Origin of the sequence: Saccharomonospora iraqiensis subsp. paurometabolica YIM 90007, from assembly GCF_000231035.2 — a bacterium.
GTDB lineage: Bacteria > Actinomycetota > Actinomycetes > Mycobacteriales > Pseudonocardiaceae > Saccharomonospora > Saccharomonospora paurometabolica.
Map to the genome: position 1 here is coordinate 43,481 of NZ_KI912215.1, position 2,270 is coordinate 45,750.

At 73.6% G+C, this 2,270-nt stretch carries 3 protein-coding genes; all 3 read left to right on the forward strand.

Annotation, left to right across the window (positions count from 1 at the left end; translation table 11 throughout):
• Positions 1-328 (forward strand): FAD-binding protein (locus tag SACPADRAFT_RS25955; protein ID WP_007027341.1); only part of this gene is annotated, 328 nt, incomplete at its 5' end.
• The gene (locus SACPADRAFT_RS0206590) at positions 321-1,670 is read left to right on the forward strand and encodes an FAD-dependent oxidoreductase (protein ID WP_007027340.1); all 1,350 of its coding nucleotides are present in this window, start codon (positions 321-323) and stop codon (positions 1,668-1,670) included. The genes SACPADRAFT_RS25955 and SACPADRAFT_RS0206590, both read left to right, overlap by 8 nt.
• Positions 1,671-1,837: 167 nt before the next feature.
• Positions 1,838-2,149, forward strand: a complete 312-nt coding sequence (locus SACPADRAFT_RS0206595) for a ferredoxin family protein (RefSeq protein ID WP_007027339.1) — start codon at positions 1,838-1,840, stop codon at positions 2,147-2,149.
• Positions 2,150-2,270 lie beyond the last annotated feature (121 nt).

Genomic DNA, 2,270 nt, shown 5'->3' on the forward strand with positions numbered 1-2,270 from the left:
GCCGGAGGCGCTGGCCGAGCTGGGCGCGGTCGCGGCGGCGCTGGGTGCGTCGGTGGGGGCGACCCGCATCGTCACCGACGCGGGCTGGGCGCCCTACGAACGGCAGATCGGCACCACGGGCGTGGTCGTCGACCCGGACCTCTACGTCGCGTTCGGCGTGTCCGGCGCGGCCCAGCACACCGGTGGTCTGGGGGCGCCGCGGCACGTCGTGTCGGTGAACACCGACGCCAGTTGCCCGATGACGGCCCTGGCCGACCTCGGCATCGTCACCGACGCGCGGGCGCTGCTGACCGAACTGGCCCGTCGACTGGAGGCCGGAGATGCGTGACCGGGCGGGACCGGCGGGCGCGGCGGTGACCGTGCCCGAACCGGCGGAATACGACTTCGACGTGCTCGTGGTCGGGGCGGGCCCCGCGGGGTCGGCGGCGGCCCTCGAGGTGGCCCGCGCCGGGTACACGGTGGCGCTGCTGGAACGGGGGCCGTTCGCCGGGTCGAAGAACGTCTACGGCGGCGTGGTCTACGGGCGGGTGCTCGACGAGCTGATCCCCGACTGGTCCGAGCGGATGCCGGTGCAGCGTTGGGTCACCCGGCGCCAGACGATGGTGCTGGACGGCGAGCGCAGCTTCACCGTGGATTTCCGCAGCCAGAACTGGGGCCGCGAACCGTACAACGGCGCCACCACACACCGCGCCGAGTTCGACCACTGGCTCGCCGGGCGGGCCGAGGCCGAGGGTGCCACGCTGGTCACCTCCACCGTCGTCACCGCGCTGCTGCGCACCGGTGCGGGCCGGGTCGTGGGTGTGCGCACCGACCGGCCGGACGGCGACCTGACCGCACGGGTGGTGATCGCCTGCGACGGGGTGAACTCCTTCCTCGCGAAGCAGGCGGGCCTGCACACCGGCCTGGAGGCCGCGCACACCACGCTCGGGGTGAAGGAGACGCTGGCGCTGCCGCGGGCCACGATCGAGGAACGCTTCGGGGTGCACGGCAGCGACGGGGTCGACATCGAGATCCTCGGCGGGACCGGCGAGATCCCGGGCGGGGCGTTCGTCTACACCAACCGGGAGACGGTGGCCGTCGGGCTCGTCCTCGGGTTGGAGGGGCTGTCCGCGGCGGGTCGTCGTCCGGAGGACCTGCTGACCGAGCTCAAGGAGCACCCGTCCGTGCGGCCGTTGGTGCGGGGCGGCGAGGTGGTCGAGTACTCGGCGCACCTCATCCCCGAGGGTGGCTACCGCAGCATGCCCACGCTCGTCGGCGACGGGATCCTCGTGGCGGGCGACGCGGCCGCGATGTGCCTGGCGGCGGGGATCTGGCTGGAGGGGGTGAACTTCGCCCTCGGCTCCGGGATGTACGCGGGCCGGGCCGCCGCCGAGGCGGTGCGCACGGGTGACTCCCGCAGGCTCGCGGGGTACCGGACGCTGCTGGAGGACTCGTTCGTGCTGGGCGATCACCGCAAGCTGCGGGACGCGCCCGGACTGGTGCTGTCCGACCGGATGCAACGGCGCTACCCCGGCCTGATCTGCGACCTGGCCGAGGGGATGTTCACCGTGGACAATCCGCGCCCGAAGCCCGGCCTGCGCCGGTTGCTGCGCCGCGCGATCCGCCGCCACCGGCTGCGCCGCCGCGACCTCGCCCGCGACACCCTCACCGCCCTCCGCACCTTCGGCTGAACCCACCCCCCACCCGAGGAGGCCGCGATGCTTTGGCAGCCCCGTTGTTGTGCCGTGAAGGGCACTTTCCCTGCGCCACACGCAGCGAGGGGCACATTCACTGCATCACACGCAGGGAAAGTGCCCTTCACGGCAACCCCGGTGACCGGGGACGGGCGGTGAGTGGCATGAGTGGCGGTGGGTTCGCCGAGGTGGGGTTCGACGAGCGGATGGGGCGGGTCGAGTTCCGGGTGGCCGACGAGCCGCACATCGTGGTGGACACCGACGTGTGCCGCACCTGCCCGACGAAGGCGTGCGTGCACGCCTGCCCGGCGGATCTGTTCGTGCCCACCTCCGACGGCGGCATCCTGTTCAACTACGAGCAGTGCTTCGAGTGCGGCACCTGCTACCTCGTCTGCGACGGGGGCACTCCCGAGCGGCCCGCGATCCGGTGGAGCTACCCGGACGGCGGTCAGGGGGTGGTGTTCCGGCATGGCTGAGCCGACCGGGCACACCCCACCGCTGGTCGTGGTGGCCCTGCACCGGGTGGACGCGCACGCCCGCGTCGACCCGCTCACCGGGCGGGTGGACACCGACCCCCGGGCGGCGGCCCCGGGCGCG

What these genes read in the sequence shown, in the direction of transcription:
- SACPADRAFT_RS0206595 (WP_007027339.1), top strand. Translation starts at nt 1,838, where the DNA reads ATGAGTGGCGGTGGGTTCGCCGAGGTGGGGTTCGACGAGCGGATGGGG.
- SACPADRAFT_RS0206590 (WP_007027340.1), top strand. Translation starts at nt 321, where the DNA reads ATGCGTGACCGGGCGGGACCGGCGGGCGCGGCGGTGACCGTGCCCGAA.